Source organism: Roseateles subflavus (assembly GCF_030285365.1).
GTDB classification, from domain to species: Bacteria; Pseudomonadota; Gammaproteobacteria; order Burkholderiales; family Burkholderiaceae_C; genus Roseateles_B; species Roseateles_B subflavus.
The window spans coordinates 179,136-197,758 of record NZ_JASVDS010000002.1 but is presented as its reverse complement, the minus strand read 5'-3'; the positions used below and the strand labels follow the sequence as shown (position 1 = coordinate 197,758).

The window sequence follows — 18,623 nt, the reverse complement described above, 5'->3', positions numbered from 1 at the left end:
GAAAGAGTGTGGCACCGGCCCCAATGACTTCAGGCAGGGGCGGCTGCCGCATGTCTAGAATGCGAGCGCTTCGCAACGGGCCTCGACGCCCGGCGCCCCAGAACGGGCCGCGAGGGCAGCGGGCCATGCTTCGCTGCGTCACAAGCATTCAATCCTTTGAGGGAATAGTCATGAAGAAACTGATGGCCCTGGCCATGGCCGCCGCATTCGCCGCTCCCGCCTTCGCTGGCGACTACTACGCTGGTGGCGACCTCGGTCGCAACAAGTTCAGCGACGGCGGCGCGTCCGTCACCAAGACCGGCTTTGCCGTGTTCGGTGGCTACAAGCTCAACGACACCGTGTCGCTGGAAGCCGGCTATCGCTCGCTGCTCAACGAGACCGTCAAGGAAGACGGCCTGACGGGCAAGGTCGACCTGTACGCCCTGCAGTTCTCGGGCGTGTTCAGCGCTCCGGTCACCAATGAGCTGAGCCTGTACGGCCGTCTGGGCCTCAACAGCGTGCGCGGTGAAGTCAGCATCTCGGACGGCCACAACAGCGACAGCGGCAGCGGCAACAAGACCAAGGCGCTGTGGGGCATCGGCGCCAGCTACGCCTTCTCGAAGGACGTGTCCCTGCGCGTGGAATTCCAGAAGCCCATGAAGGAAATCCAGGTCCTGTCCGTCGGCGTGAAGTTCGCCTTCTGATCGACCCGGCTCCTGCAGCAAGAAGGGCCGGTGGCACTGCCACCGGCCCTTTTTTCTTGCGGCCTCACTTCACGATCATGACGGCGACCGGCGAGAGCGTCAGCACCTTCTGCGCGACGCTGCCCAGGATGACGGCGTCCAGGCCGCGGCGGCCGTGCGATCCCATCACGATCAGCTCGGCACCGATGGCCTTGGCCTGCTCCACGACCGCGACGGCCGGCCCGTGCTCGCGCAGGATCAGCCCCTCGAAGGGCACGCCCGCGGCCTCGGCCAGCTGGCGGGCCTGCGCGATGCCCTCGTTGGCGGCCTGCTCGGCGGCCTCGAGGTAGTAGGCCAGGGCTTCGCCGCCGCCCTCGGGGAACGCCACGAAGGGCACCGGGTCGATCACGCTGACGACCTGCAGCGAGGCGCCATAGCGGCGGGCCATGTCGACGGCCACGCCGCAGGCCTTGAGCGCCAGGGGCGAGCCGTCGGTCGGGAAAAGGATGCGCTGGAACATGGAACACTCCTGTGGCAGGGCTGACAGGCTTCCAGCTTAGCCCGGTCGTCCGAGCGGCCCAAGTGCGCGGCCGGCGCAAACCGGCAGCGCTTGATGCAGCGCAAGCCGCCTTCGCCCGTGCCGCGGCCTGCCTTGTCGCCGCGCTCGGTCCGATCTCAGCCCGCGTGGGCCGCCGTGCGCACGCGCTGCACGCACAGCTGGAGCAGGCGCGCGTCGCTGCTGGCGCGATGCCGCTCGGGCCGCAGTTCGTCACGCAGCGCGCGCAGGCTGCGGTCCCAGCCGCCAAGCTGCCGCTCGTCCAGCAGCACACGCACATCCTCCAGCCGGAAGGCGGGGCTGCGCTCGGCCTCGTCGAACAGGCGGGCGATCCACGGGTAGTCATGGCCCCAGCCGTCGCAGTAGACCGTCTGGCCGGCCAGGCGCCGGTTCAGCTCGGCGGCCACCCAGTCCACCGGTCGGCCGTGGCGCTGCAGGAGCTCGCGGCTGATGCCGTGCAGGGATTCGGCGGCGGGATCCCAGTGCTCCCAGCCCGGCGCGGGCTGCACCAGCGTGCAGAAGAGGCCGCCATCCGCCGCGACGAAGCCGATCTCGATGGGATAGCTGCCCCGGCCGAAGCCGGAGGCCTCCACATCGAGCATGGTGGGCAGCTGCATGGGACGGACGTTGGGCGAGAACGAGACGGGGGAAATCGGGGGCAGTGTAGGCCGAACGGGCCGGTTCGCCCCCCTCCGCACGTCACCCGATCCGGGGGCCGCGCTCCTGGGGCAAGCCAGGGCTCGCAGCAAGGCGCGGCAGGTGTCCAATCGGCTTTCCCAGGCAACGGCCCGCACGGGCCCGCAAGACCATGCACGACTTCCCCCTGACCGCCCTGGTGCTCAGCGGCGGCGGCGCGCGCGCGGCCTACCAGGTCGGGGTGCTGCAGACCCTGGTGCGCCTGCGCCGGGAAGCCCAGGGCGAGGCCAGCGCGCGCAGCAATCCCTTCGGCGTGATCGTCGGCACCTCGGCCGGCGCCATCAACGGCACGGCCCTGGCCTGCGGGGCCGACCAGTTCGACGGCGCGGTGGAGCGGCTCGTGCATGTCTGGAAGCACTTCCGCGCCGAGCAGGTCTACCGCAGCGACTCCCTCGGCGTGGCCGGCAGCGGGGCCCGCTGGCTCACCATGATGTCCTTCGGCTGGGCCATGGCGCGGCTGCGGCCGCAGTCCCTGCTGAACAACAACCCGCTGCAGGGGCTGCTGCACGAGCTTGTGCCCATGGACCGCCTGCCCGCCGTGCTCGGCCGCCGGCACCTGCACGCGCTCGCGGTGACGGCCTCCAGCTACAGCAGCGGCGAGCATGTCACCTTCTACCAGAGCGCCCGCCCCATCGAGCCCTGGGTGCGCTCGCAGCGCCTGGCCGTGCCGACGCAGCTCAAGCACCAGCACCTGTTGGCCAGCGCGGCCATCCCCTTCATCTTTCCGGCCAAGCAGCTCGGCGGCGAGACGGACCGCGCCTGGTACGGCGACGGCTCCATGCGCCAGAGCGCCCCGCTGTCGCCCGCCATCCACCTGGGCGCCAAGCGGCTGCTCGTGATCGGCGCGGGCCGCATGAACGAGCCGCAGGGCCGCAGGGCGCCCGACCAGGGCTATCCCAGCCTCGCGCAGATCGCCGGCCATGCGCTCTCCAGCATCTTCCTGGACGCGCTGGCCGTGGACATCGAGCGCATGCAGCGCATCAACCGCACGCTGTCGCTGATGCCGCCGGAGAGCCGCAAGTACAGCCCGCTGCAGCCCATCGACGCGCTGGTGATCTCGCCCAGCCAGCGGCTGGACGACCTCGCCGCCAAGCATGTGGAGGACCTGCCCAAGCCCATCCGCCTGCTGCTGCGGGCCGTGGGCGTGCAGCAGGGGCAGGGCCAGGGCGCGGCGCTGGCGAGCTACCTGCTCTTCGAGGCCCCCTACACGCAGGCGCTGATGGCGCTGGGCGAGCAGGACACGCTCGCGCAGAAGGACCGCGTGCTGGCCTTCTTCGGCTGGGACCAGCCCGCCAGACCGGTGCGGACGCAGCCGGCGGCGCTGAGCGAGGCCCGCTGAGAGGCCTCCCGCCTGGCACGAGGACCCCGTGCCCTGTTCACCCGCCTGAAGGCTGAGCCAGACGATCGGTGGGGCGATCCGTGCCGCCTCCCAGCCTGGGAGCAGCCCGGCCGCTCATGGCCGCTCATGGCCGCAGCCGGCAGGCCAGGGCGATGATGTCTCTTTGGTAGGCGAGCCGATCCGCCACGAGGCGCAGGGAGACTGCACCGAGCGTCATGCCGGCCAGTCCTGCCATGCCGAGCAGCACGGGGTCGGAGACGGCGTCAAGCTTTGCCGTCTGCATCAGCTCTTTGCCGACGGACCAGCAAGTGCCCACCAGTGCAAAGAGGGCCACCTTCTCTGCGCCGCCAAAGAAGAAGGACAGTCGGCGCTCAATGCGTCGGATCTTCTGGGCCAGCCAGTCGTCGGCGATCAGAAGTGCCTCCGTCGAGACGTTCGCCACGGCCGCCACATTGGCCAGGTCGTGCTCGAACTGCACGACGCGCAGCCGGGGGGCATTGCGCCGATAGAGAACGACCGACGCCAGCGCGGAAGCCAGCTGCAGCAGCAGCGCCGCGACGGCGGCCAAGAGGCAAAGCGCGATCAGCAGAAGAACGAAGACCTTCCACGCGCCAGGAAGGGGCTTCTGCGAACCCAGGGAGAATCCCACAGCGCAGAGCAGCAGAAACATCAGCCCGGAGGCCATGAGAAGCCCATGGGCCCAGATGTCGCAGGTCCGCTCAAAGCGAGTCGACGTCGAATCGGCATGGGTGGACTTGACTCGTTCCAGCGCTTCGATGGCGCTTGAGGCGTGCCGGAGCACGGCCGGTTGAGTCGCGGCAGGGGGCTTGGTGACCAGGGTCGACATGGGCGCTACGAAGGATCGGTCCGCAACATCGGCGAGGACGACCCGTCCGCGCAACTGCGGCGTTGGAGTGTAGTCCGCCCGCCTGCATGCCCTGCGACATCTTGCGCGAGCATCGTGCGCGCACCGCGACCGACGGCCAGGGAGGCCGCTCACGCCACGGCCGGCGCCACGCCGAACTAGTCCGCCATCGACGCGAACAGCGCCTGCGCGCTGCGCCCGACCTGGCGCGTGTCCCACCAGGCATAGGCGCCGACGCCCGCCGCCCCGGCGAGCGGCACCCAGCGCGCCAGGGCGCTGCCGACGCTGCGCTCGCCCAGCTTGACGCCGATCGCCTGCAGCACGCGCTGCAAGACGGCCTGCCCCGCACGCTCGCCGGCGCGCACCGCGAGGTCCCGCACGGCCTGCGCCGCGGTGTGGCGGAAGAGGCAGTAGAGCATCTGGTCCCGCCCGAGTTCGGCGCTGTGGCCGTGCAGGGCCGCCACGTCCGCCACCAGCTGCGCCTGGATGCGCCACACGGCCATCAGCTCCGGCAGCACCGTGAGCCAGCCCAGCGGGCCCGGCGGCAGCGCCAGGCCCGCGGCGGTGGCGCCGGCCTTGCGCGCGGCGGCCTCGGTGAGTGCCCGCGCCCGCGCCTCGCGCTCCGCCAGCGGACGCTCGGGCTCGCCGGACGCCGGCTGGCGCGCCACGAGGTCCAGCAGCGCCTCGGTCCAGGGCCGGGTCGATTCAGGCAGGGCGGGGAGCGTGTTCATGGGCCGATTGTGGCCGCGGCGCCTGCGCCTGCCCCCAGGCATGGATTTAGGCGGGCGACTCTATCTAGGCGTGCACCCTCTTGGTGTGCCGCGGCACTTGCGACTAGGCTGCGCCCAGCTTTGAATCATCCGGCCCGCGCCGGTGCGCCAGAGAGGTGCGCCGCGGGCCGCTGACGCCGATTTCCCGACCTTCCGATTTCCTGATCTCCCGCATGCAACGTCGAACTCTCATGAAGCTGGGCCTGGGCAGCGGCCTCCTGCTGTCGCTGGCCGGCCTGGGGCTGCGAGGCACCGAGCCCGGCCTGCAGGCCGACGGCAGCGGCACGCCCCGCCAGAGCCCGCGGGCCCGCGCCGTGATGGGCGCCGTCGCTCTGGCCGTGCTCGAGGGCGCCTGGCCGGACGACGCCGCCGAGCGCGCCCGCGCCCTGCAGGCCCACCTCGACCAGATGGACGGCGCCATCGCCGGCTTCCCGCCCGCGCTGCAGGCCGAGCTGGGCCAGCTGCTGACCGTGCTGAGCAGCGCCGCCGGTCGCCTGGGGCTGGCCGGCCTGCGCACGGACTGGGCCGAGGCCGGCACCGCCGCCGTGCAGGCCGCGCTGCAGCACATGCGCCGCTCGCGCGTGAGCCTGCGCGCCCAGGCCTACCAGGCGCTGCGCGACCTCCACTGCGCCGTCTTCTTCAGCTCGCCCGGGCACTGGTCCCGGATGGGCTACCCGGGCCCGCAGTCCTTCCAATGAGCATTCAGCGAGGCTGAGCATGAGCATGTTCCAAGACCCGATCCGCGAGGGCCTGGCCCAGGGCTGGCGTGTGCTGGGGGGCGGCCTCGCGCCGCTGCCGGCCGAGCTGGACTGCGACGTCGCCATCGTCGGCAGCGGTGCCGGTGCGGGCGTCAGCGCCGAGCTGCTGGTGAAGGCCGGGCTGAAGGTGCTCATCATCGAGGCCGGCCCGCTGCGCTCCAGCAGCGACTTCAAGCAGCGCGAGGCCGAGGCCTACACCGGCCTCTACCAGGAAGGCGCCGCCCGCAAGACGGCCGACAAGGCCTTCAACATCCTGCAGGGCCGCTGCGTGGGCGGCTCCACCACCATCAACTGGACCAGCAGCTTCCGCACGCCGGCCGACACGCTGGCCTTCTGGGGCCGCGAGTTCGGTCTCTCGGACCTGAACGAGGCCGCGATGGCGCCCTGGTTCGCCCAGGCCGAGGCCCGGCTGAACGTGCACGACTGGGAAGGCACGCCCAACGCCAACAACAGCGCGCTGGAGCGCGGCCTGCAGGTGCTGAAGCTGGAGGCCAAGCGCATCCCGCGCAACGTCAAGGGCTGCTGGAACCTGGGTTCCTGTGGCCTGGGCTGCCCGACGAACGCGAAGCAGTCGATGCTGCTGACGACGATCCCCGCCGCCCTGGCCGGCGGCGCGACGATGCTGGTGCAGACGCGCGCCGAGCGCCTGGAATGGTCGGGCGACACGGTCCAGGCCCTGATCTGCCGCCCGGTGACGCTCAATGACGCGCCGGCCGGCCCCGAGCTGCGCGTCAAGGCCCGTCACTTCCTCGTGGCGGGCGGCGCGATCAACTCCCCCGCCCTGCTGCTGCGCTCGAACGCACCCGACCCGCACCAGCGCCTGGGCCGCCGCACCTTCCTGCATCCGGTCGTCATCTCGGCGGCGCTGTTCGACGAGCGCATCGACGGCTGGGCCGGCGCGCCGCAGAGCGTCTACACCGACCACTTCCTGCACACCGACCCCATCGACGGCCCGCTCGGCTTCAAGCTGGAGGTGCCGCCGCTGCACCCGGCGCTGATGGCCTCGACGCTCGTGGGCATGGGCGCCAGCTATGTGCAGACGCTCCAGCAGTTCCCCCACGCGCAGGCCGTGCTGGCCCTGCTGCGGGACGGCTTCCACCCCGAGTCCCCCGGCGGTCGCGTTCAGCTGCGCGGCGACGGCAGCCCGGTGCTGGACTACCCCATCAACGCGGTGCTGCTGGACGGCGCCCGCCGCGCCCTGCTGGCCATGGCCGAGCTGCAGTTCGCGGCCGGGGCGCGCACGGTGATGCCGCTGCACGAGGAGGGCCGCTTCGTGAAGAGCTGGGCCGAGGCCAAGGCGCAGATCGAAGCGCTGCCGCTCGGGCCGCAGCAGCTGCGCCTGGTCAGCGCGCACGTGATGGGCGGCTGCGGCATGGCGGCGGACGCCTCGCGCGGCGTGGTCCGCCCGGACGGCCGGCACTGGCAGCTGCGCAATCTGTCGGTGCACGACGGCTCGATCTTCCCGACCAGCATCGGCGCCAATCCGCAGCTCTCGATCTACGGGCAGGCGACGCGCCTGACCGTCGCCCTGGCCCGCGCGCTGGGCGGGCGGGATGTCGCGCTGAACGCCCCCGCCTGACGCCAAATCACAAGCCCGGCGTCGCCAAAGACCAAGCCAGCCGGCCGGCCGCTCCCTAAGCTTCGACCTCATCTGATCATGAGGGGAAGACGCGATGCGACGCTGGAACGGCTGGGGCGACGAATCCATCCACGCGACGATTGACGAGGGAGCCCGGAGCTTCTTGGAGGAGGCTCTGGGGCTGGGCGCGCCGCCGCAGGACGCGAGTCTGGCGGCGGCGCTGGCGCAGCTGCCGCCCACGCGGCTGACGGCGGCCCAGCTGCACGGCGCACCGCTGCCGCTGCAGACCGACGCGGCGGCGCGGCTGCAGGCGAGCGTTGGCCAGAGCCTCGGGGACTGGCTGCGCCTGCGCTTCGGCCGCATCGGCCCCGTGGGCGATGCCGTGGCCTTCCCGGAGACGGGCGACGAGGTCCGCCAGCTGCTCGACTGGGCCCGTGCGCAGGGCCTGGTGGTGATCCCCGTGGGCGGCGCCACGAGCGTGGTCGGCCACCTCACGCCCCCCGAGGGCGGGCGGCCGGTGCTGATGCTCTCGATGCAGCGCCTGCGCCGGCTGCTGACGCTGGATCCGCTGTCGCAGCTGGCCCGTTTCGAGGCCGGCGTGCTCGGCCCCGATCTCGAGGCGCAGCTGCGTGCCGAGGGCTGGATGCTGGGTCACTACCCGCAGAGCTTCGAGTACGCCTCGCTGGGCGGCTGGATCGCCACGCGCTCGTCCGGCCAGCAGTCGGCCCGCTACGGCCGCATCGAGAGCCTCTTTGCCGGCGGGCGCGTCGAGCTGCCCGAGGGCACGCTGGACCTCCCCACCCTGCCCGCCTCCGCGGCCGGCCCGGACCTGCGCGAATGGGTGCTGGGCTCCGAGGGCCGCGTGGGCGTGATCACCGAGGCCAGCGTGCGCATCAGCCGGGTGCCCGAGCGCGAGGACTTCGTCGCCTGGTTCCTGCCGAGCTGGGAGCGCGGCCAGGCCGCCGTCCGCGAGCTGGCGCAGGCCCGCCTCGGGCTCTCCATGATGCGGCTGGCCAATGCCACCGAGACGCTTACGACGCTCAAGCTGGCGGGCCACGCCGGCGCCATCGCCTGGCTGGAGCGCTACCTCGCGCTGCGCGGCTGCGGCGAGGGCAAGGTGATGCTGATGCTGGGCTTCACCGGCGGCGCGGCGCAGGTGCGGGCGATGCAGGCGCTGGCGAAGCCGCTGCTGCGGGCCCAGGGCGGGGTGTCCACGGGCACCGTGCTCGGCCGCAAGTGGGCTGCCAAGCGATTCCGCGGCGTCTACCTGCGCAATGCGCTGTGGGAGGCCGGCTTCGCGGTCGACACCATGGAGACGGCCTGCGACTGGCCCCGCGTCACGCCGATGATGCAGGCCATGGAACACGCCGGCCGCGCCGCGCTGGCCGGCCATGGCGAGCGCTGCCATGCCTACACGCACCTCTCGCATGTCTATCCGCAGGGCTCCAGCGTCTACAGCACCTTCGTGTTCCGCATCGGGCCGGACTTCGACGCCGCCTGGGCGCGCTGGCAGTCGCTCAAGGCGGCGGTCAGCGAGGCCATCGTGCGCGAGGGCGGCACCATCAGCCACCAGCACGGCGTGGGCAAGGACCACGCGCCCTACCTCGGCGCCGAGAAGGGCGTGACGGGGCTGCGCCTGATCGACGGCCTGATCCGCGAGGCGGACCCGGGTGGCCTGCTGGACTCCGGCAATCTGCGGCCCGCGCCGGCCGCCGTCCAGCCATGAAGCGCGCCGAGGCCTGGGCCGCGCTGCGCACGCACGAGCGCGAGCCGCTGGACCTGCTCGTCATCGGCGGCGGCATCGCCGGGGCCGGCGTGGCCCTCGAGGCCGCGCGCTGCGGCGCCCGCGTGGCGCTGGTCGAGGCGCGGGACTTCGCCAGCGGCACGTCGTCCAAGTCGTCCAAGCTCGTGCATGGCGGCCTGCGCTACCTGGCGCAGGGCCGGATCGGCCTGACCCGTGAATCCGTGCGGGAGCGCCGGGCGCTGCTGCGCGACATGCCGGGCCTCGTCACCCCCCTGCGCTTCCTGCTGCCGGTGCGGCAGTCCGACCGCAAGGGGCGGCGCATCCTCGGCGTCGGGCTGGCGATGTACGACTTCTTCGCCGGCCGCCGCACCCGCCAGTGGCATGCGCCCGACGCCGTGCTGGCGCAGGCCCCGCACCTGGCGGCAGAAGGCCTCGCGGGCGGCTGGTCCTACCTCGATGCGCAGACCGATGACGCGCGCCTCGTGCTGCGCGTGCTGGCCGAGGCGCGGCAGCTCGGCGCCCTCACGCTCAACCACGTGGCCGCCGAACGGCTGATCGAGACCGACGGCCGGGTGCGCGGGGCCCTGCTGCACGAAGACGCCAGCGGCGAGCGGCTCGCCGTGCAGGCCCGGGTCGTGGTGAACGCGACCGGCGTCTGGGCGGACCAGCTGCGCCAGGACCTCGGCGCGCGCCCCCTCCTGCGCCCCCTGCGCGGCAGCCACCTGCTCTTCGAGGCCTGGCGCCTGCCCGTCGCGCAGGCCCTGGCCTTCTTCCACCCCCAGGACGGCCGGCCGGTGTTCGCGCTGCCCTGGGAGGGCCGCACCCTGCTCGGCACGACCGACCTGGACCACCGCGATCCGCTGGACCGGGAGCCGGGCATCACGGCCGAGGAATTCGACTACCTGATGCAGGCGGCCCGGGCCGCCTTCCCCCGCCTGGCGCTCGAGGCCGAGGACGTCGTCTCGACCTACTCCGGCGTGCGTCCCGTGCTGGATTCGGGGGATCACCGCGATCCGTCGAAGGAGGCGCGCGAGCACCTCATCCTCGACGAGCGCGGGCTGCTGACGGTCAGCGGCGGCAAGCTCACGACCTTTCGCGCCTCCGCCATCCAGGCCCTGCGACGGGTGCAATCGCGCGTGCCGGCCCTGCGGCGCCTGCAGGCCGATGCCGCGCTGCTGCGCGCCCCCGGCATCGCCAGTGTCCACGCAACCCACGCGCTGCCCGCACCGCTGCGGCAGCGCCTGCTGGCCCGCTACGGCGACGCCTCCGCGACGCTGCTGGCCGAGGCCGCGCCCGGCGAGCTGCGCGAGATCCCGCATGCCGAGTGCTGCTGGGCCGAGCTGCGCCACGCCCTGCGCCACGAGGCCGTGCTGCACCTGGACGACCTGCTGCTGCGCCGCAGCCGCATCGGCCTGCTGCTGCGCGACGGCGGCGCGGCGCTGCTGCCCGTGCTGCGTCCCCTCGTGCAGGAGACGCTCGCCTGGAGCGACGAACGCTGGGACGACGAATGTCACCGCTACCGCGAACGCGTGCTGCGTTGCCACGGGATTCCCAGAGAATGGCGCCCATGAATGATGAGACCCCCTCCCCCGTCCGCCCGGATGAGCTGATCCTGAGTCTGGACTGCGGCACGCAGAGCGTGCGTGCCCTGCTCTTCGACCTGCAGGGCCGGCTGCTCGCCAAGTGCCAGCAGTCGCTGGACGACTACGTGAGCCACCAGGACGGCTGGCTGGAGCACGACGCCGAGGCCTTCTGGCAGGCCGCCGCCGGCGTGTGCCGGGGGCTGTGGCAGACGCACGCCCATCTGAGGTCCGCGGTGAAGGGCCTGGTGGTCACCACCCAGCGCGGCACGCTGGTGCCCGTCGATGCGCAGGGTCAGGCCTTGCGTCCCTTCATCATCTGGCTGGACCAGCGCCGCGCGAGCAAGGCCCGCCCCGTGGCGCCCTGGTGGCGCCTGGCCTTCAAGGCGGCGCGGGTGGACGGCACCATCGACTACTTCAGCCGCGAGGCCGAGATCAACTGGATCGCCGAGCACGAGCCCGAGGTCGCCCGGCGCACGCACAAGCTGCTGCTGCTCTCGGGCTGGTTCAACTACAAGCTCACCGGTCGCTTTGCCGATTCCGTGGCCTGCCAGGTGGGCTACCTGCCCTTCGACTTCAAGCGCCAGGACTGGGCCGCCAGCTGGGACTGGAAATGGCAGGCGCTGGCCACCACGCGCGAGCAGATGCCGGAGCTGCTGCCCGTGGGCAGCACCCTCGGCGGCCTGACGCGGGAGGCGGCGGCGGCCTGCGGGCTGCCCGAGGGCCTGCCGGTGATCGCCGGCGCCGCGGACAAGGCCTGCGAGATCGTCGGCGCCGGGGCCATCGCACCGGACGTGGGCGCGCTGAGCTATGGCACCACCGCCACCATCGACATCACCACGCCGCGCTATGTCGAGGCACTGCCCTTCATCCCGCCCTACCCCGCGCTGCTGCCGGGCCAGTACAACACCGAGGTGCAGATCTTCCGCGGCTACTGGATGGTCAGCTGGTTCAAGGAGCAGTTCGGCCACCCCGAATGCGCGGCGGCCGGCGAGCAGGGCGTGGTGCCCGAGGTGCTCTTCGACCAGCTGGTGCGCGCCGTGCCGCCGGGCAGCGAGGGCCTGATGCTGCAGCCTTACTGGACGCCCGGCATCCGCCATCCGGGGCCGGACGCGCGCGGCGCGGTGATCGGTTTCTCGGATGTGCACACGCGGGCGCACCTCTACCGCGCCATCCTCGAGGGCCTGGCCTATGCGCTGCGCGAGGGCGCCGAACGCATCCAGCGCCGCGGCGGCACCACGATCCGCAGCCTGCGCGTGTCGGGGGGCGGCTCGCAGTCCGACGCCGCGCTGCAGCTCACGGCCGACATCTTCAACCTGCCGACCTCGCGCCCGCACACCTACGAGACCTCGGGCCTCGGCGCGGCCATCGCCGGCGCAGTGGGCCTGGGCTTCCACCGAGACCATGTCAGCGCCGTGGCGGCCATGACACGGCTGGGACAGACCTTCGAGCCCGTGCCGGCGCACGCCGAGCGCTACGAGGCGCTCTACCAGCGCGTCTACAAGCGCATGTACGAGCCACTGCGGCCGCTGTACGCGGAGCTGCAGGACATCCTGCGCCCGCACTGAGCGCCGCCCGGCTCGCGCCGGGGGCACCGCGCTTGCGGCACACTTCGGGCCATGCCCGACCGACCGCCTGCCTCGGCGCCCGGGGCGACTCCCGCCCTGCCCGAGGCCCATCCACTGCAACGACTGCCCGCCGCCGCCCAGGCGCGGGTGGTGGGCGCCTATGCGCGCACGGCGGTGGAGACGGCGCAGTCGCTGGGTCTGGACCTCGGCGTGCTGGCGCAGGCCTGCGACTGGCCGGCCCTCGCCACGGCCCCGTTGCAGCTGCCGGAGGCGCTGCCGGTGGAGCGCTACATCCGCTTCCTGGACGCGGCCGCGGGCCTGCTGGGCCACCGCGGCTTCGGGCTGGAGGTCGGCCGGCGCATGCAGCTCTCGACCTTCGCCAGCTACGGCCTCGTGCTGTGCGCCTGCCCGGACGTGCGCGCCGCGCTCGTGCAGACGCAGCGCTTCGAGGGCCTCGCCCACGACCTGGGCCGCAGCGAGCTGGGCGTGGAGGGCGACACCGCCGTCTACCGCTGGCACAGCCCCTGGCTGGACCGCCCCGGCGCGGACCAGCTGGTGGAGAGCGTGATGATGGGCATCCACAGCTTCGGCCACTGGCTGGTGGGCCGCCAGCTGCCCCTGAGCCATCTGCGTTTCGCCCATGTGCCCGCGGACGCGTCCACGGGCGAGGTCTACAGCCGGCTGCTGGGCGTGCCCGTCGAGTTCGGGGCGCCCGTCACCGAGGCCCGCTTTCCCGCCGCGCTGCTGGATCTGCCGCTGGCCAATGCCGACGCGAGCATGTTCCCCGCGCTCACGCAGGCAGCCGAGGCGCGCCTCAGCGCCCGCCTGCGCGAGACCCAGGAGCCGCCGCTGGTGCAGGCGCTGCGCGAGGACATCGCCGCCCAGCTCATGCAGGGCCGGGCCACGCTGGCGCTGCTGGCCGAGAGCCGGCAGCTCTCCGCGCGCAGCCTGCAGCGGCGGCTGGCGGACACGGGCCACAGCTTCAGCCAGCTGCTGGACGAGGTGCGGCAGGAGCTCGCCCGGCGCTACCTGCGCCAGCCCGAGCTGTCCTTGACGGATGTGGCCTTCCTGCTCGGCTTCAGCGAGCAGAGCAGCTTCAACCACGCCTTCAAGCTGTGGTTCGGCGCCTCGCCCGCGGCCTGGCGGGCGCAGCAGCGCTAGCGCGGGCGCTCAGTCGCGCACGGCCTGCGGCCAGCCCGGGGCCGGATCGCCCGGCACATGGATGCGCGCCTTGATGTGCTTGAGCTGGGCCACCAGCGTGAAGCTCATCAGCACCAGCAGACTCCAGGCGCTCCACTTGCTGACGTGCACGGAAGCCCAGGCACCCAGCTGGTTCGGGTAGCGCCACAGGCCGAGGAAGGTGCCCAGGTTCTCGGCCAGCCAGATGAAGAAGCCGATCAGCACCAGCGCCAGCGGCAGTGGCATGCGCAGGTCCCGCTGCCAGGGGCGGAACACGACGGTCGAGCGCGCGTAGAGGCCCAGTGCGCCGGCCGCGAGGTACCAGCGCCAGTCGCCGATGTAGTGCTGCGTGAAGAAGTTCAGGTAGAGCGCCCCCGCCACCAGCCCGGCCATCCAGTAGGGCGGATGGTGCAGGATGCGCAGGTCGAAGAGCCGCCAGGCCTGGATGATGTAGCTGCCCACGGCGGCGTACATGAAGCCCGAGAACAGCGGCACGCCGAAGACCTTGGTGTAGGCGGGATCGGGGTAGCTCCACGAGCCGATGGCCGCGGACGTCTTGAACAGCTCCAGCGCGAGCCCGAGCAGGTGGAAGGCCGTGATGGCCTTGATCTCGTCCAGGCTCTCCAGGCCCGCACGCCACAGGATCCACTGCAGCGCCAGCGCGATCACCAGCAGCACGTCGTAGCGCGGGAGCCCGAGCACGCCGGCGCGCGGCACCAGGAAGACGGCCAGGAAGAAGAGCCCCGCGAACAGGCAGGCCTGCGCCTCCTTGCGGGTGAAGTGCCAGAACTCGGTCAGCAACGCGGGCATGGTGCGGCGACGCTCCGGGCTCACTCGGAATGCGAGCGGATCACCCGGATCTTCACGCCCGTGAGCGTGCGCACCAGGGTCAGCTCGTCGCGCGAGACGACGGTCATGGCCGGCAGCTTGGCGGCCTGCACCGTGACGGTCTCGGTGTAGTTGAGCGTCGCCTCGGTCCAGGGGAAGCCCTTGCGCTGCAGGGCGACCTCGCTGAACTCGGTGTGGATGTTGGCGTCGAGCAGCGCGAAGGCGGCCCCCGCCTTGCGCAGGTAGCCGCACACCTCGTCCTTGCCGCCCTCGACTTCCCAGCGGCCCTGGCGGTCCTCGGCGAGGATCTCGACCTGGACGTCGTCGGTGTAGAGCTCGCAGGCGCGGGTGTCGCCGGCATAGACCTGCGCGGCATGTGCCGACAGCATCGGCATCAGCCGGGACTCGGTGAACATCAGGCGGCCATGCCCGATCCAGGCGGCCACGAGCAGCAGGGGCCAAATCAGCAGTTTCAAGAGATCACCCTCCTTCGGGCGTTATGTCTAGGGATGCGAGACGTGCCGAACGCCGCGGCGCCTCGTCGGGGCCGCATGGTAGCGGCTGTGCAGGCCGGGCCGCTCAGCCCAGCGTGCGCGGGGTCTGCGGCGCGAGGCCCTGCGCGCAGCGCGGGCACAGGCAGGCCTGCCCCCGCTGCTCGGGCGGCACGCGCGCGAGGGCTTCGGGGCTGACGGGCGTGGTGCGGCACCAGCAGTCGCCCTCGAAGCTGCCGGTCAGCGCCGGCTGGCACTGGTTGCTGCCGCCGCACAGCGGGCAGCGGGTGTGGGGCAGCGGCTTCATCGCGCGGCCTCCGCAAGGGTGGGAGCCAGGTCCAGCGGAATCCAGCGCGTCGCGCGCCGCTGCAGCCGATCGGCCAGTGCCTCGCCCTCGAAGCTGACCTCGGCCCGCTGCAGCAGCGCGGCGTCCACGTCATCGAAGGCATTCACGCTGACGACGGCATACGCGCGGCCGTCGATCTCGCTGACCACCCAGGGCACGGCGCCGCAGCGCGCGCACACCTGGAAGTCCGCCGTGCGGGTCTCGAAGGCATAGGCGATGACCGCGGCCGGATCGCTGACCTCGAGCTCGAGCCGCGCCGCCGGATGCGCCGTCCAGACGCCCCCATGCTTGCGGCAGAAGCGGCAGCCGCAGGCGCGGGCGGGGATGGGCAGGGCGTCGTCCGGCCAGTGCAGGCGGAAGCGCAGGTTCTGGCAATGGCAGCTGCCGTGGATCAGCATGAGGGTCTCCTGTTCAGGCGCCCGGTGCGGCGCTGGCCGACCGGACGAAGAGCGTGGCGGGGTCGAGCGGCGCCCCCTCCCAGACCAGCTCGCCGCCCTTCGCCACGAAATCCGCGAGAAGGTCCGACGCCAGCTGCTGGGCCAGCTGCAAGGCCTGCCAGGCGTCGATGCCCACGAGGTGGGCCGGCGCTTCCAGGTAGGGGCCGACCGTCACGGCGCAGCGCCAGTCCGGCGACGCCGGCTGCGGTGAGCCGATGCCCACGTGCAGGTCGAAGCACGCTCCCTCGGCCGTGCGGGCCTGCAGCGTGCGCTGGATCAGCCAATCGGTGTCAGGGGTGCTCATGGGATGCAGGCGCAGGGACAGAGGATGGGGCGGACGCCGGCGGGGAGGTCGGCGCGACGGACGAGGCCGCGGGCGGGCGCAGAAGGGTCGAGCGCGGCTGGCCCGGGCACTGGTCGAAGCCGACCTCCGCGGCGTACTGGGCCTCCAGGCGGTCCGCCTCGGCGGCCTCTGCCGGGCTCAGCGGGCGGTAGGCGCGGCCGTAGCCCCAGCCATAGCCCCAGCGGAACCAGGTCGGCCACAGGGCACTGCCGCCCAGGCGCACGCCGCTGTGCATCAGCGCGGCGCGGGCGTCGTCGCCGGTCTGCGCCTGGACGCAGGCGCGAAGGGCATCGTCGGCCCGGCGGCGATCGTCCTCCGTGCCGCCGCGCCAATAGGCCCGGTCATGCGCGACGCAGCAGGCACACCAGTCCTGCCCGGTGCTCGCCGAGCGGTCGGGGTACAGCGAGCAGCCGTCGGTGCTGAAGGGCCGCAGCGTGGTGGTCGAGGCGCAGCCGGTGAGCCAGCTCCCCAGAACCAGGCCTGCCATGCAGCCTCCAGCACGGCATACCGCCCACAGCAAGTCTTTCCTGGTCCTCATGCCGAAAGCTCCTTCAGCCAGCCCGCTCGATGCAGGGCCCCATGCGCCAAGGCTCCGGCGAGCACCGCGGGTACGCCAAAGACGAGCGACGGCCAGGCCGCCAGCGCGGCACACAGGCACAGCAGGGTGCCCAGGCACAGCATGGCCGCGGACACCAGACGGCGCTCGCGCGGCGCCATCAGTGCGGGCACGAGCACCGCCAGGAGGGCGCCCAGAGCGACGGTCACGATCTGCAAGGACAGCAGAAGCCTGCTGAAGCCCGCCGCCATGCAGACGCCGGACACCAGGTGCTCAGGCGGGCACCACCAGCGCGTGGCGTAACGGTCCACGAGCAGTACGCCCCACACGGTCGCCGGCAGCAGCAGCAGCCCCGAGAACCAAGCCATCAGCCATCGGATGCCGTTCATGATCACACGTCGTTCCTCCTGCCGCAGCCGAGCTGGCGCCCGTTGCGACGTTCATTCACTCGCCTCGGCAAAGCAGTCCGCCAGCCACCGCGCCGCCGCCTCGCTCAGGCCCACGACCTTGTCCGTGGCCTGCCGGTAGAGCTTGAAGTTGAGCTCGGTCTCGGGACGGCCATCGTCCCAGCGATCAAAGGTCCGCAGCACGGCCCGGCCCAGCGGACGGGCCGCCGTCGCGGTGCGGCGCACGGTCAGCGTCACGCGGGGCGTCTGGCGCGGCACGCCGACGCGAGGGGCGCAGACGGCCGCCTGCACGACCACGCCGCGGGCGATCAGCCCCCGTCCGCCCGCGTTCTCGCTGTCGAAGAGAAACAGCTCGTCGCCCGCCGCGATCCGCTTGCCGCCGTACATGGTCTTCTGCTCGACGAGTTGCCAGCCGTCCGCCGGCTCATCCGGCAGGGGCGTCTTGATCGCAAAGGCCGCTGTCATGGTCAGAAGCTGGATCCGGGCTGCTGCAGGAAGTCCAGTTCCTCGGCCGTGGACGCGCGCCCGAGCATGGCGTTGCGATGCGGGTAACGGCCGAAGCGGTCGATGATGGCCCGGTGGCGCAGCTCGAAGTCGTGGCTGCTGCCGGGCGCCCACTGCGCGAAGAGGCGTTCGGCTTCGGCGTGCACGACGCGCGATTCGCTGTGCATGAAGGGCATCAGCAGGAAGGGCCGCTCCTCGGGCCGGAGCGCGTCCAGCGCGCCGGCGGCGACGGCCTCCTGCGACAGCGCCAGGGCCATGGGGTCCTGCGCGAAGGCCCGTGGCGTGCCGCGGAAGATGTTGCGCGAGAACTGGTCCAGCACGAGGACCTCGGCCAGACGACCCTGCGGTGTCCCGCGCCAGGCCGCGAGCTCGCCCTGCGCGGCCTGCTCGAGGACGGGCAGGAAGCGCTCGCGCAGCAGGGTGTCGAAGGCGGGATCGACGGCCCACCACTGGCGGGGCTCGATCTCGTGGAACCAGAACTGGAGGATGTGCTGAGGCATGCGCGCTCCCGGGTCGGGCGAGGTGGATCCGACGTTCAACGTGGCCGGTACTGCCACAGCTCGTCCAGGCCGCCGAGCACGAAGCTCAGCCCGACGATGAGGGCCAGCGCGGCCAGCACCGGCACGATCCAGCCGCGTCGCGGATACCCCCGGCCGTACAGCGCGGCCACACGCGTCGACTGCGCCTTGCCCGTCCCGTAGTACCAGGCCACCAACAGCGCCACGCCCACGGAGCGGCTCAGCGTGTCGAGCGCTCGGCTCTCGGGCCAGACGATCAGGAGCAGCATCGTCCCGAGCATCGCGGCCACGAGGCCGATCACCCACTGCTTCGCCTCGTGCGCCTTCTCGGCTTCGCCCAGGGCCTGCCAGTTCATCAGGTGCAGGACGGCGCTGAAGACCGGGCTCAGGAGCAGGCCCCAGGCGGCCGCGGCATTGGGGTTCCACAGCACCGGGCCGGCCGGTGGCGCAGCGTCAGCGCTCGGGGGGGCGTCGATCGGGGGGAGTTCGGGGGGCTGGGTCATGGCTGCGCGGATTCGGTCGTGGAGGTGGTGGTGGAGGTGGGGGTGGTGGGCAAGGTCGAGGCCCCCGGGCGCCGTTGCCGGACCCACTGCCAGGCCACGCCGGCCAGCAGGCCCAGCGGCAGCCCGAACGGCATCAGCAGGAGGCCATACAGCAGGGCGGCGGACAGCCCGCCCTCCAGCCCCGGCCGTGCGGACGCATGCCAGAGGTTCACGCCGAACAGGAGGCCGTAGACGAAGGGCATGCCCAGCGTCAGCGCCACCCCGGCCGCGAGACCGCGCAGGGCCGCGCGGCGATAGCGGGAATGCCACAGCCGCCAGCACAGCCCGCCGAAAGCGGCCAGCAGCAGCAAGAGCACGAAAGTCCCCATCGAAGTACGCCTCCCCGCGTCGTTGA

At 72.4% G+C, this 18,623-nt stretch carries 23 protein-coding genes; 8 read left to right on the top strand and 15 right to left on the bottom strand.

The window, feature by feature from the left end; all coding sequences use genetic code 11:
• Positions 1-170 precede the first annotated feature (170 nt).
• Positions 171-683 (top strand): outer membrane beta-barrel protein, encoded by a 513-nt coding sequence (locus tag QRD43_RS06685; RefSeq protein ID WP_285981719.1) that lies wholly within the window; start codon positions 171-173, stop codon positions 681-683.
• Positions 684-747: 64 nt separating this feature from the next.
• Here the strand turns inward: QRD43_RS06685 and QRD43_RS06680 are convergent, their stop codons facing one another.
• Together QRD43_RS06680 and QRD43_RS06675 are read right to left on the bottom strand one after the other, a co-directional pair.
• Positions 748-1,182: a universal stress protein gene (locus QRD43_RS06680; RefSeq protein ID WP_285981718.1), complete on the bottom strand. Its 435-nt coding sequence runs from the start codon at positions 1,180-1,182 to the stop codon at positions 748-750.
• A 155-nt stretch (positions 1,183-1,337) separates the two neighbouring features.
• The gene (locus tag QRD43_RS06675) at positions 1,338-1,835 is read right to left on the bottom strand and encodes a 3'-5' exonuclease (RefSeq protein WP_285981717.1); all 498 of its coding nucleotides are present in this window, start codon (positions 1,833-1,835) and stop codon (positions 1,338-1,340) included.
• Between the two features lie 191 nt (positions 1,836-2,026).
• On the opposite strand from QRD43_RS06675, the gene QRD43_RS06670 reads away from it, so the two are divergent.
• Positions 2,027-3,253 (top strand): patatin-like phospholipase family protein, encoded by a 1,227-nt coding sequence (locus tag QRD43_RS06670; protein ID WP_285981716.1) that lies wholly within the window; start codon positions 2,027-2,029, stop codon positions 3,251-3,253.
• A 124-nt stretch (positions 3,254-3,377) separates the two neighbouring features.
• On the opposite strand, the gene QRD43_RS06665 is transcribed toward QRD43_RS06670, so the two are convergent.
• Together QRD43_RS06665 and QRD43_RS06660 are read right to left on the bottom strand one after the other, a co-directional pair.
• Entirely contained in the window at positions 3,378-4,100 is a 723-nt protein-coding gene (locus tag QRD43_RS06665; RefSeq protein ID WP_285981715.1) for a hypothetical protein, read from the bottom strand.
• Positions 4,101-4,276: 176 nt separating this feature from the next.
• On the bottom strand, positions 4,277-4,849 hold the full coding sequence (locus QRD43_RS06660; protein ID WP_285981714.1) for a hypothetical protein: 573 nt from the start codon (positions 4,847-4,849) through the stop codon (positions 4,277-4,279).
• Positions 4,850-5,061: 212 nt separating this feature from the next.
• Between QRD43_RS06660 and QRD43_RS06655 the strand changes: the two genes are divergently transcribed.
• From QRD43_RS06655 to QRD43_RS06630, 6 genes are all read left to right on the top strand, one after another.
• Positions 5,062-5,586 carry a hypothetical protein gene (locus tag QRD43_RS06655; protein WP_285981713.1) on the top strand — a complete coding sequence of 175 codons (525 nt, stop codon included), beginning with the start codon at positions 5,062-5,064 and terminating at the stop codon, positions 5,584-5,586.
• Positions 5,587-5,605: 19 nt separating this feature from the next.
• Positions 5,606-7,225, top strand: coding sequence for a GMC family oxidoreductase (locus QRD43_RS06650; protein ID WP_285981712.1), 1,620 nt, complete (start codon positions 5,606-5,608; stop codon positions 7,223-7,225).
• Positions 7,226-7,319: 94 nt separating this feature from the next.
• Positions 7,320-8,951, top strand: coding sequence for an FAD-binding oxidoreductase (locus tag QRD43_RS06645; protein ID WP_285981711.1), 1,632 nt, complete (start codon positions 7,320-7,322; stop codon positions 8,949-8,951).
• Positions 8,948-10,540 (top strand): glycerol-3-phosphate dehydrogenase/oxidase, encoded by a 1,593-nt coding sequence (locus QRD43_RS06640; RefSeq protein ID WP_285981710.1) that lies wholly within the window; start codon positions 8,948-8,950, stop codon positions 10,538-10,540. The genes QRD43_RS06645 and QRD43_RS06640 overlap by 4 nt, the downstream gene beginning before the upstream one ends.
• Positions 10,537-12,117 (top strand): FGGY-family carbohydrate kinase, encoded by a 1,581-nt coding sequence (locus QRD43_RS06635; protein ID WP_285981709.1) that lies wholly within the window; start codon positions 10,537-10,539, stop codon positions 12,115-12,117. Before QRD43_RS06640 ends, QRD43_RS06635 begins: the two co-directional genes overlap by 4 nt.
• Positions 12,118-12,168: 51 nt before the next feature.
• On the top strand, positions 12,169-13,278 hold the full coding sequence (locus tag QRD43_RS06630) for an AraC family transcriptional regulator (RefSeq protein ID WP_285981708.1): 1,110 nt from the start codon (positions 12,169-12,171) through the stop codon (positions 13,276-13,278).
• Between the two features lie 9 nt (positions 13,279-13,287).
• Here QRD43_RS06630 and QRD43_RS06625 read toward each other — a convergent pair whose 3' ends face one another.
• The 11 genes from QRD43_RS06625 to QRD43_RS06575 all read right to left on the bottom strand — a co-directional run bounded on the left by QRD43_RS06625 (position 13,288) and on the right by QRD43_RS06575 (position 18,597).
• Positions 13,288-14,106 carry a DUF817 domain-containing protein gene (locus QRD43_RS06625; protein ID WP_285981707.1) on the bottom strand — a complete coding sequence of 273 codons (819 nt, stop codon included), beginning with the start codon at positions 14,104-14,106 and terminating at the stop codon, positions 13,288-13,290.
• A 20-nt stretch (positions 14,107-14,126) separates the two neighbouring features.
• A complete protein-coding gene (locus QRD43_RS06620; protein ID WP_285981706.1) occupies positions 14,127-14,600 on the bottom strand; it encodes a hypothetical protein in 474 nt (157 codons plus the stop codon).
• Between the two features lie 103 nt (positions 14,601-14,703).
• Positions 14,704-14,922 carry a cysteine-rich CWC family protein gene (locus tag QRD43_RS06615; protein WP_285981705.1) on the bottom strand — a complete coding sequence of 73 codons (219 nt, stop codon included), beginning with the start codon at positions 14,920-14,922 and terminating at the stop codon, positions 14,704-14,706.
• Positions 14,919-15,359 carry a GFA family protein gene (locus tag QRD43_RS06610; RefSeq protein ID WP_285981704.1) on the bottom strand — a complete coding sequence of 147 codons (441 nt, stop codon included), beginning with the start codon at positions 15,357-15,359 and terminating at the stop codon, positions 14,919-14,921. The genes QRD43_RS06615 and QRD43_RS06610 overlap by 4 nt, the downstream gene beginning before the upstream one ends.
• Before the next feature lie 13 nt (positions 15,360-15,372).
• Positions 15,373-15,702 carry a DUF6968 family protein gene (locus tag QRD43_RS06605; RefSeq protein ID WP_285981703.1) on the bottom strand — a complete coding sequence of 110 codons (330 nt, stop codon included), beginning with the start codon at positions 15,700-15,702 and terminating at the stop codon, positions 15,373-15,375.
• Complete coding sequence (locus QRD43_RS06600; protein WP_285981702.1) at positions 15,689-16,228, bottom strand: hypothetical protein; 540 nt, start codon at positions 16,226-16,228, stop codon at positions 15,689-15,691. The genes QRD43_RS06605 and QRD43_RS06600 overlap by 14 nt, the downstream gene beginning before the upstream one ends.
• A gap of 47 nt (positions 16,229-16,275) precedes the next feature.
• Entirely contained in the window at positions 16,276-16,686 is a 411-nt protein-coding gene (locus tag QRD43_RS06595; protein WP_285981701.1) for a hypothetical protein, read from the bottom strand.
• Between the two features lie 51 nt (positions 16,687-16,737).
• Positions 16,738-17,169, bottom strand: a complete 432-nt coding sequence (locus QRD43_RS06590; protein WP_285981700.1) for a hypothetical protein — start codon at positions 17,167-17,169, stop codon at positions 16,738-16,740.
• Between the two features lie 2 nt (positions 17,170-17,171).
• A complete protein-coding gene (locus QRD43_RS06585; protein ID WP_285981699.1) occupies positions 17,172-17,708 on the bottom strand; it encodes a DUF924 family protein in 537 nt (178 codons plus the stop codon).
• A gap of 35 nt (positions 17,709-17,743) precedes the next feature.
• A complete protein-coding gene (locus QRD43_RS06580; RefSeq protein ID WP_285981698.1) occupies positions 17,744-18,229 on the bottom strand; it encodes a hypothetical protein in 486 nt (161 codons plus the stop codon).
• Entirely contained in the window at positions 18,226-18,597 is a 372-nt protein-coding gene (locus QRD43_RS06575) for a hypothetical protein (RefSeq protein WP_285981697.1), read from the bottom strand. The genes QRD43_RS06580 and QRD43_RS06575 overlap by 4 nt, the downstream gene beginning before the upstream one ends.
• Positions 18,598-18,623 lie beyond the last annotated feature (26 nt).

Excerpts from the sequence above, each read along its gene's own strand:
- QRD43_RS06590 (WP_285981700.1), bottom strand. The coding sequence starts at position 17,169 with ATGACAGCGGCCTTTGCGATCAAGACGCCCCTGCCGGATGAGCCGGCG.
- QRD43_RS06615 (WP_285981705.1), bottom strand. The coding sequence starts at position 14,922 with ATGAAGCCGCTGCCCCACACCCGCTGCCCGCTGTGCGGCGGCAGCAAC.
- QRD43_RS06645 (WP_285981711.1), top strand. The coding sequence starts at position 7,320 with ATGCGACGCTGGAACGGCTGGGGCGACGAATCCATCCACGCGACGATT.
- QRD43_RS06575 (WP_285981697.1), bottom strand. The coding sequence starts at position 18,597 with ATGGGGACTTTCGTGCTCTTGCTGCTGCTGGCCGCTTTCGGCGGGCTG.
- QRD43_RS06630 (WP_285981708.1), top strand. The coding sequence starts at position 12,169 with ATGCCCGACCGACCGCCTGCCTCGGCGCCCGGGGCGACTCCCGCCCTG.
- QRD43_RS06610 (WP_285981704.1), bottom strand. The coding sequence starts at position 15,359 with ATGCTGATCCACGGCAGCTGCCATTGCCAGAACCTGCGCTTCCGCCTG.
- QRD43_RS06640 (WP_285981710.1), top strand. The coding sequence starts at position 8,948 with ATGAAGCGCGCCGAGGCCTGGGCCGCGCTGCGCACGCACGAGCGCGAG.
- QRD43_RS06680 (WP_285981718.1), bottom strand. The coding sequence starts at position 1,182 with ATGTTCCAGCGCATCCTTTTCCCGACCGACGGCTCGCCCCTGGCGCTC.
- QRD43_RS06625 (WP_285981707.1), bottom strand. The coding sequence starts at position 14,106 with ATGCCCGCGTTGCTGACCGAGTTCTGGCACTTCACCCGCAAGGAGGCG.
- QRD43_RS06605 (WP_285981703.1), bottom strand. The coding sequence starts at position 15,702 with ATGAGCACCCCTGACACCGATTGGCTGATCCAGCGCACGCTGCAGGCC.
- QRD43_RS06675 (WP_285981717.1), bottom strand. The coding sequence starts at position 1,835 with ATGCAGCTGCCCACCATGCTCGATGTGGAGGCCTCCGGCTTCGGCCGG.
- QRD43_RS06685 (WP_285981719.1), top strand. The coding sequence starts at position 171 with ATGAAGAAACTGATGGCCCTGGCCATGGCCGCCGCATTCGCCGCTCCC.
- QRD43_RS06595 (WP_285981701.1), bottom strand. The coding sequence starts at position 16,686 with ATGAACGGCATCCGATGGCTGATGGCTTGGTTCTCGGGGCTGCTGCTG.
- QRD43_RS06600 (WP_285981702.1), bottom strand. The coding sequence starts at position 16,228 with ATGGCAGGCCTGGTTCTGGGGAGCTGGCTCACCGGCTGCGCCTCGACC.
- QRD43_RS06665 (WP_285981715.1), bottom strand. The coding sequence starts at position 4,100 with ATGTCGACCCTGGTCACCAAGCCCCCTGCCGCGACTCAACCGGCCGTG.
- QRD43_RS06580 (WP_285981698.1), bottom strand. The coding sequence starts at position 18,229 with ATGACCCAGCCCCCCGAACTCCCCCCGATCGACGCCCCCCCGAGCGCT.
- QRD43_RS06650 (WP_285981712.1), top strand. The coding sequence starts at position 5,606 with ATGAGCATGTTCCAAGACCCGATCCGCGAGGGCCTGGCCCAGGGCTGG.
- QRD43_RS06670 (WP_285981716.1), top strand. The coding sequence starts at position 2,027 with ATGCACGACTTCCCCCTGACCGCCCTGGTGCTCAGCGGCGGCGGCGCG.
- QRD43_RS06585 (WP_285981699.1), bottom strand. The coding sequence starts at position 17,708 with ATGCCTCAGCACATCCTCCAGTTCTGGTTCCACGAGATCGAGCCCCGC.
- QRD43_RS06655 (WP_285981713.1), top strand. The coding sequence starts at position 5,062 with ATGCAACGTCGAACTCTCATGAAGCTGGGCCTGGGCAGCGGCCTCCTG.
- QRD43_RS06635 (WP_285981709.1), top strand. The coding sequence starts at position 10,537 with ATGAATGATGAGACCCCCTCCCCCGTCCGCCCGGATGAGCTGATCCTG.
- QRD43_RS06660 (WP_285981714.1), bottom strand. The coding sequence starts at position 4,849 with ATGAACACGCTCCCCGCCCTGCCTGAATCGACCCGGCCCTGGACCGAG.